Annotated in this window: 5 protein-coding genes and 1 pseudogene; all 6 read right to left on the minus strand. The window is 37.2% G+C overall.

The genetic code is table 11. The annotated features are described in order from the left end of the window. The coding region (gene mutL / locus C7B89_RS22540) for a DNA mismatch repair endonuclease MutL (protein ID WP_115674643.1) at positions 1-1,673 on the minus strand (1,673 nt) is incomplete at its 3' end. A gap of 15 nt (positions 1,674-1,688) precedes the next feature. Beyond that, the gene (mutS, locus tag C7B89_RS22545; protein WP_115674644.1) at positions 1,689-4,259 is read right to left on the minus strand and encodes a DNA mismatch repair protein MutS; all 2,571 of its coding nucleotides are present in this window, start codon (positions 4,257-4,259) and stop codon (positions 1,689-1,691) included. A gap of 128 nt (positions 4,260-4,387) precedes the next feature. Then, a complete protein-coding gene (gene cotE, locus C7B89_RS22550) occupies positions 4,388-5,041 on the minus strand; it encodes an outer spore coat protein CotE (protein WP_175400709.1) in 654 nt (217 codons plus the stop codon). Between the two features lie 134 nt (positions 5,042-5,175). Continuing rightward, the gene (locus C7B89_RS22555; RefSeq protein ID WP_004225842.1) at positions 5,176-5,613 is read right to left on the minus strand and encodes a YlbF/YmcA family competence regulator; all 438 of its coding nucleotides are present in this window, start codon (positions 5,611-5,613) and stop codon (positions 5,176-5,178) included. After that, entirely contained in the window at positions 5,614-7,167 is a 1,554-nt protein-coding gene (miaB, locus tag C7B89_RS22560) for a tRNA (N6-isopentenyl adenosine(37)-C2)-methylthiotransferase MiaB (RefSeq protein ID WP_406601356.1), read from the minus strand. A 782-nt stretch (positions 7,168-7,949) separates the two neighbouring features. Beyond that, a pseudogene (locus C7B89_RS23370) lies at positions 7,950-9,153 on the minus strand (IS3 family transposase); the annotation flags it as partial. Positions 9,154-9,271 lie beyond the last annotated feature (118 nt).

Here is a 9,271-nt window from a genome sequence, read left to right on the forward strand (position 1 = left end):
TCACGTAGTTTTTTGATATCAGCCTTTTTAGTTGTCAACACCTGTTCAATTAAATCCTCAATGATTTCCTGTTCCTCCCCTTGTGGGAACCAACTCGGATGCTCACGTACAACAAAAGATGACTGTCCAAATTCCTCTAAAAATACGCCTACAGCTTCTAATTCATGCCTGTGTTCTCGTAAGATCAGTGCTTCATCGGCTGCATAATGGAATGTTAGTGGTAACAATAATGCCTGACGTTCATGAGGATTAACTTGACCGACTTTTTCACGGAAGAATTCATATTTAATACGTTCCTGAGCAGCATGCTGATCAATTAAATAAAAACCATCCTCCATTTGTGCGACAATGTATGTGCCATGGATTTGTCCCACTACTTCGAGTTCAGGAAAGGGTTCCTTCGTAGGCATCTCTTCTAATATTTCCGACTGTACGGCTATTGTTACTTCATCAATTGTTTCAGCCTCTATTTGTGGTGTAGGCTGCCAACTTTCCTCTCTAACCGTAGAAATAGGCTTAGGCTCAACTATCTGTTCAAGATTATTTTCTTGAATGGTTTGGACATCATATAATTTTTCTACGATGGCATTCATTTTCTCCACATCAATCTTCGGAGCAGGCTTCCAAATGTTTAATTGCTCAGTAGCTGGTTTAACTATTTTTTCTTTCTTTTCCATTTGTGGGACTCGAATAATGTTGCGTATTGTTTCACGAATGGTTTCCTCTATTAACTTCAAAAGCTCAGCCTCTTTACTTAAACGAATTTGATGTTTTGCAGGATGCACATTCACGTCTGTTAAGTAAGGATCACCCTCTATATATAGAACAACTATTGGGAAGCGCTCGATAGGTAAATACGTATGGTAAGCATCTACAATGGCCTTTTGTACTAAATAATGCTTGACCCAACGACCATTAACAAATAGAGACATATAATTTTTAGAAGCACGTGTTACCTCTGGTAAGGATACAAAGCCAGAAATTCGATAATCATGTGACTCGCCTTGGAATGACACCATTTTCTTCGCATTATGTATTCCATAAATAGCTGCTAGCACTTGTTGTACATCTCCTCGGCCATTTGTTTGCAGTAGTTGTTGACCATTATGCAATAATCTGAATGCTATTTGTGGGTTACCAAGTGCGAGGCGATTCATCAGGTCTATTGTATGCCCTAGTTCGGTTTGAATGGTTTTCATATATTTTAAACGGGCAGGTGTATTAAAGAATAGCTGGGAGACTGTTAAATCAGTCCCTTTACGTAACGGACCTGGTTTATGAGTGAGGATATGTCCACCTTCAAGTTCTAAATGTGTTCCAGATTCCCCATTTGATGTAATCAATGTCATTTTAGAAACAGAGGCAATGGATGCTAAAGCCTCACCACGGAAGCCAAGTGTTCGAATACGAAATAAATCATGTTCCTGATGAATTTTACTAGTAGCATGACGAGAGAATGACATTAGTGCATCCTCTTCATCCATACCGCTACCATTATCTATTACTTGAATAGAAGTGAGACCTGCTTCTAGTAAAAAAACATCAATGGACGTACTCCCAGCATCAATAGCATTTTCCACTAGCTCTTTGACAACAGAAGCTGGCCTTTCTACTACCTCTCCTGCTGCGATTTTATTGGATAGCCATTCGTCCATAATTTGTATGTTTCCCACTAACGTATCACTCCTTTATTTTTTAGCGTTCACTAGCTCTTGCTGTAGCTCATATAAAATATTCATTGCCTGCATCGGTGAAGTACCTAGAATATTTACCTTTTCTAATTTCTTTAGCACCTTTGTCTCGGCTGGGGAAATCGGTTCGTCTTCTGTAAATAAAGACATCTGTATTGGTTGTTCAGCTATCACCTGTGTTTCGGCAACTACTTCTTTCCCTGCCTCAAAGTTCTCAAGTAATACACGTGCTCTAGCTAAAATTTCCTCAGGTAATTGAGCAAGCTGTGCCACATGTATACCATAGGATTTATCAGCCGCTCCTTTTTTCACCTTATGCAGGAAAACGACCGTACCATTTTTTTCAGTGGCTGAAACATGCACATTTTGTAAGCGTGGTAAATCCTTTTCAAGTGCTGTCAATTCATGATAGTGCGTAGAAAATAACGTATTGGCTCCTATTTTGTCATGTATATATTCCATCATCGATTGTGCCAAGCTCATACCATCATAGGTCGATGTTCCACGTCCAATTTCATCAAATAGCATTAAGCTATTTTTTGTTGCGTGCATAATAGCATGTTGCGATTCAAGCATCTCCACCATAAATGTAGATTGTCCTGCCGCTAAATCATCAGCCGCCCCAATCCGAGTAAAAATTTGATCAGTAATTGGTAGCTTCGCTTTTTCAGCAGGTACATAGCAGCCCATTTGAGCCATAACAACAATTAATGCTACTTGACGCATATAAGTACTTTTACCAGACATATTCGGCCCTGTAATAAGCATCATATTATTCTGCTCTTCTAGCACACAATCGTTTGGTACATACATTTGCTTGTTCAACATTTTTTCAACGACAGGATGGCGTCCTTCTATAATTTTAAGGGCACGTCCACCATGAAATTCTGGTTTCGTAAATCGATATTTTTCTGAGACGCTTGCAAAGCTTAATAAGACATCCAATTCACTAATGTTTGCTGCTAGTGCTTGGACACGCGGAATATAAGTTTTTAATACATCACGAATTTCTACAAACAGGTTGTACTCTAATGTTAAGCTTTCTTCTTCAGCATTTAAAATCAATGCTTCTTTTTCTTTTAGTTCCTGTGTAATATAGCGTTCCGCATTCGCCAGTGTTTGTTTTCGCTCATAGCGTGTTAAATCTGCTAAATGAATATTTGATTTTGTAATTTCTATATAGTAACCAAAAATGCGATTATAGCCTATTTTTAAATTTTTAATACCCGTTTTCACACGCTCTTCTTGTTCAAGTTGGGCAATCCAATCCTTACCATTACGAGCGGCATAGCGAAGTTCGTCTAAGCGTTCATTATAGCCGTCACGGATAACATCCCCTTCTTTAATGGTAATAGGGGGATTATCTGTAATCGCTTTTGCTAATAATGCCTCGACATCTGAGCATGTATCAAGTTCCGCACCTAATTGCTGTAATGTTTCTTTATTTGACCCCACCAATTGCTGTTGAATAGTTGGCACTTGGCGTAAAGAATCACGCAATTGGGCTAAATCTCGTCCACCCACATTGCCAAAAGCAACACGACCAGCCAAACGCTCTAAATCATATACTTGTTTTAAGGATGCTTGAAGCTCTGTTCGTACAAAATATTCTTCCAATAAATCCGTAACAATCGCTAGTCTGGCCTCTATTGCTGAACGTGTGGCAAGCGGTTGGTGTAGCCATTGCTTTAATTTCCGTCCACCCATCGCTGTCACGGTGTCATCTAAAAGCCATAAGAGTGTACCCTTTTGATCTCCACCACGAATCGATTGAATCAGCTCTAAATTGCGCTTTGAGCTAGAATCAATGCGTAAATAATTTTTAATTTCATTAAACGTGAATGCCTGAATATGTGATAAAGATCTCATTTGCGTTTGGTCAATATAAGCTAACAATCGAAGACATGCAATTTGTAACGGTTTTGGTACAGCTTCTAGATAACTTGCTGCTTTGTCCATAGGCATTTCATTCACTTCAATTGAAAGTACGATCCCAGCATTGACGGCATGCTCTGTTAATAATAGCTGCAAACTATCCGTGACAATCAGTTCTCGAATTCCGTAAGCCTGCATTTGCATTAATAAGGCTTTTCCATCGCCTTCAATAGAAGACGCTACGGCTTCACCTGTGGATAAATCTAAATAAGCATAGCCAAATGTTGTGTCATCTAATTGCTCTGCCGCTCCAATAAAATGATTAGATTTACCATCAAGAGCCTTTCCTTCCATAATTGTTCCTGGTGTGATAAGCTGAACAACTTCACGTTTGACCACACCTTTTGCTTGCTTTGGATCTTCTGTTTGTTCACAAATAGCCACTTTATAGCCTTTTTGCACAAGTGTTTCAATATAATTTTTAGCCGAATGATGCGGCACACCGCACATTGGTATTCGCTCTTTTGCGCCTGCATCTCGGCTTGTTAATGTAATTTCTAAAATTTGTGAGGCATTGATTGCGTCCTCAAAAAACATTTCATAAAAGTCACCTAATCTAAAAAATAAAAAGGCATCTTTGTAATCTTCCTTTACCTGTAGATACTGTTGCATCATTGGTGTATATGTTGTCATATCACTATTTACCTCGCTCTTGCCTTATAGATATATTTATTATAACAAAAGATACATGCGAAACGCTTTATTCACCTTTTTTAAGATGCTAGCATTTCGCATGTATCAAAAAATGATGTTTTTTAGACTTATCTTGGTCGTTCATCAGGAAACGATGAAGACTCTAACACATACCTGCCTTCTCCTTCAGGACTTGAAGAGGAGCTAGAACTAGAGCTTGATGAGGATGAAGATGAACTTTCATCATTAAGGCTCCAATCTTCTTCATAGTCTAGTGGATGGACACTAATACAAATTGTTGTTTCACCCATTACCTCAACAACTACTTCACGTTCCACTACAATTTCAAACTTTGTACCACATGGAGAGATAATCGCTTCAATACAATTTGGTTCTTGTATCACACGTACACGAACATCATCACCAACGCTAATTTCACCGTCTCGATAGTGAAGCTTCACTTTGTCTTTATAGTGAATCGTTTCAGAAAACACAGCTGTTTTCGAATGATTACTATAGGCATACCAAACATTGACATCAAATTTCCCTGTTACTTCTACAAATTTCCCGACTCTTTTTGCAGAGCAAGTGTGATTGATTACCCAGCACCCTAAAATACTTGTCGGTTTATTTGTTGGTGATAATGTTACACGTTCTTCCGTTCTCTTCTTCCCTTTGGCAACTACTGCTTTCGTCACGATTTGTCGTAAACGTTTCAGCGCAATTCCTCCTTCGACTCTTTTCACTCCATCATATGCAGGTAGCGCCCATTGGGTGAACATATATTTTTAGAGAATGAAATGGATCATTTAAAACTTTTCGATGAGAGGTCTATTATAGCAGCTGAATGCTTCAATAGAAGAAGACGTAAAAAAAGCTCGAATGACAGCATTCGAGCTTTGATTTCTATAATCTGTTAAGAGCAGCTACCTGGTTGAGTATTTTCTACGTATGAACCCGTTTCACCACGAAGAACATCGCCACCAGTTGAGCGAATAATTTCATTTGTAACATTATTTGCGATCGTATTTGAAACAAGTTGCAATAAATCATTCACATCGCCTTGTGATTCTTTAAATTGTTGCACAACTGGGATGGCATTAATTTCTTCCTCGATTTTAGCAATTTTATCTTCAATCATTTTTAATGCTTTTTCTTTCCCTAGGTGTTGGAAATTAACCGCTTGTTTTTGTAAGCTTTTTAAGCTTGCAATACGTTCACGTACTTGTTGATTTTCGTTAATTTGCGCTTCTGCTTTTTTGAAAAATTCAACCTCTGGCGTATTTGCAATCATATGTGCAATTTCATGTGATTTTTTAATTAAATCTTCTTTTGTATATAAGACTTGTGTCATTTATGCTTCCACCTTTTCATTTTTTACGACTTCCACAAATTCACCAGTAAGTGAATAGGATGTAGTCTCTGTTATTTTTACTTTCACTAATTGACCAATTACTTCTGCTGGTGCTTTGAAGTTAACTAAACGATTTTTCCTCGTATAGCCCGCTAACACATCGTCGCGTCGTTTACTTGTGCCTTCAACTAATACTTCGACAACCTGACCATTTAAACGCTCTAATGCTTTGCGAGAGTATTCACTCACCACTTCATTTAAACGTTGAAGACGCTCTTTTTTCACCTCTTCAGGTACATTGTCAATCATTTTTGCAGCTGGTGTACCTTCACGCGGCGAATAAATATACGTAAAGGCTGCGTCAAAGCCAACTTCACGGTATAAGGACAATGTTTCCTCAAACTGTTCCTCTGTTTCATTCGGATAGCCAACGATAATATCTGTTGTTAATGTTACTTCAGGTATTGCCGCTTTAATTCTATCCACTAAACCAAGGAAATGCTCGCGTGTGTATTTACGCGCCATAATTTTTAGCACGTCATTCGAGCCCGATTGTACTGGTAAATGGATATGCTCCACTAAGTTGCCACGCTTTGCAAGAACTTCGATTAAATGATCATCAAAGTCACGTGGATGACTCGTTGTAAATCGAATCCGCGGAATATCGATCTTTCTTAATTCATCCATTAAATCGCCAAGACGATAATCAATATCCTCAAAATCTTTACCGTAAGCGTTGACATTTTGTCCCAATAACATAATTTCTTTGTAGCCCGCTGCCGCTAGCTCACGAACTTCAGCAATGATTTCCTCTGGTCGGCGACTGCGCTCTTTACCACGTGTATATGGAACGATACAATACGTACAGAATTTATCGCAACCATACATAATATTAACCCAAGCCTTAATGGAGCCAAGACGTTTCTTCGGCAGATTTTCAATGACATCGCCTTCTTTAGACCAAACCTCTATGACCATTTCTTTTGACATGTAGGCTTCTTTTAAAATGTTTGGCAGACGGTGAATATTGTGTGTACCAAACACCATATCAACATGTGGGTAGCTTCTTAAAATTTTATTTACCACAGATTCCTCTTGCGACATACAGCCACAAACCCCTATTAGCATCTCAGGGTTTTTTCGTTTATATTTCAGCAGGAAACCAAGTTCTCCAAATACTTTGTTTTCTGCATTTTCACGAATAGCACATGTATTTAGCAAGACAACGTCAGCCTCTTCAATCACCTCTGTTGGTGTGTAGCCTAGCTGCATAAAAATCCCGGCCATTACTTCTGTGTCATGCTCATTCATTTGGCAGCCATAAGTCATGATATGATAACTTTTTCCCTCGCCTATTCCACGGAAACCGTTTTCTAAAGCATATTGAATATGTTCAGCTACTGTTTTACGTTTTTTTCCATCAATCATTGATGGCCCTTGAAAATATGTTGAATAATCTTTTTCTGATTCTTTATTTTTATTTTTCGGTAATGTTTTTAGTTGTTCTTGCTCTAATTCAAAAACACTCTTACCTGTTCTCATTTCTTCACTCACTAAACGGACGCTCCTTCCTCACAAATGAATTATACAATTATTTTTATGTTTTATCATTAATAAGCAAAAAGTAATTGTTACAAAACTAAAACGTCACATTTCCTGTCCATACAAATAATTTTTACTAATCCTTTATAATAGATGAAACTTCACCTTTCTCAATAGTTATAACAATAATTAGAATAGTTTATAAATAATTCCAAACCTTTGTTATTATTGATTTATATAAAACAAAGGAGTTTAGGCGTTATAGGCTTTACTGTTGTAGCTGACAAATCAGTGGAATTACAAACGATCTTGAAGGAAAACCCGACATAAGTAATTTTGAGTACAAACCAGGGTATTTTTGAGTAGATAATGATATTACTTCAATTTATGACTTACATTCAACTGCAAAAGATGAATTGTTAGTTGTAAATGGAGGCACAGCTTTGGACAGATTGCATTATTATCAAAGGTTACAAGTGAAGAATTTAAACCTCTTTTAGCTAAAGAAGGTGGCGGTTCAAAATATATAATGGCTTTAGCTCAAACTGTTATTGTTGATGGTAAAACTGTGTCGAACAATTTGTTTTCAGATTATTTGTTCTACAATCAAAACAGGCTATACTAATATTATTTTGGAAGCAACACCCTCAAAGTTATAAAACTAAAGCTAATGAATACGAAAATGTACGAACATTGAAAGATTGAGATATTATTGATCAATAATAAATAACAAAAGACACCAGAGTAATGAACTGCTCCCTGTCAAGTAGACAGTGGAAATAATAAAAAATGTATTAAGCGGCTTGAGCCCTGAATTCTAAAGGACTCAAGCCGTTTAATCGTTTCTGATAACGATAGTAATTATAAAAATGAATATAATCATCAATCGCTAGTTTTAACCCTTCATATGAATCGAACTTATGCAAATAATACTTCTCACACTTCAATGTGCCCCAAAATGATTCAATTGGTCCGTTATCAATACATCGACCAACACGGGACATACTTTGTGTCATATTGGCTGTTTCCACAATTCGTTTAAATCCCTTCGATGTATATTGAAAACCTCGATCACTATGTATTAATGGCTGCTCGCCTGATTGTAATGATTGAATAGCTGATTTTATTGTTTTGAAAACAAGGGAATTATTATTCGAATGACCTAACACATAACTCATAATTGAACCATCATATAAATCGATAATTGCACTTAAATAAGGTTTTTTCCCGTTTCTATACTTAAACTCTGTGACATCTGTACACCATTTTTCATTTGGCTTTTCCGAGGTAAATGCCCGATTAATACGTTCTCCGCCACTGATGCGCTGGAGATTTACGATAAGGCTTTCTCTTTCGCCTAATAACGGACTTCAATCCACTCACCTGCATTAAACGATAAATACGCTTCTCGTTAACCGTCGCTTGATTATTCTTTATTCGCTGACGATTGATTGTCAATGTCATACGACAATAGCCGTAAATGCCATCTACTTGGTGGTAAAGGAGATCAATATCCTTTGAAATGGCTTCATTTTCAACTTCTCTGTTAGATGGCTTACGACTTAGCCACTTATAGTAAGCGGCGCGCGAAACACCCACGATTTCACATAATAAAAGAATCGAAAGTTTCTCCTCTTGGTGTAATTCTTGAATTGCTAAATAGCGTTGTTGTAAGCGAATTTGGCTTAGCGACGCCTCCTTTCGATTTCCTCTAACTTTTTTAAAAATAGATTTTCAGCACGTAAGCACTCATTTTCACGCTCGATTCGTTTGATTTCTAACCTTAAGTTTTTCTTCGGCTGTTAATTCAACTTCATTTTTTGTTCGACCGCGATGATCACGTAATCCCTCTTCATCAGTCGCTTCAAATTTCTTCACCCAATGGTATACCTGTTGATACGAAACATCATAGGCTTGTGCTGCTAATTGATAATTTTTCTGGCTCTTTAAACAGTAGTTGACAATTTGAATATGTTCCTCAAACGTTTTCTTTCTTCCTTATATAGAACTATTTACTTATGCAATATTTGCACAGATTTAATAAATTATTTAAATTTAAAATGTACAGATTTAATATTTCATAAATCGAATATTTAAATAAAGCACTACGTTAAAT

It is taken from the genome of Lysinibacillus capsici (assembly GCF_003367505.1).
Taxonomy (GTDB): Bacteria; Bacillota; Bacilli; order Bacillales_A; family Planococcaceae; genus Lysinibacillus; species Lysinibacillus capsici.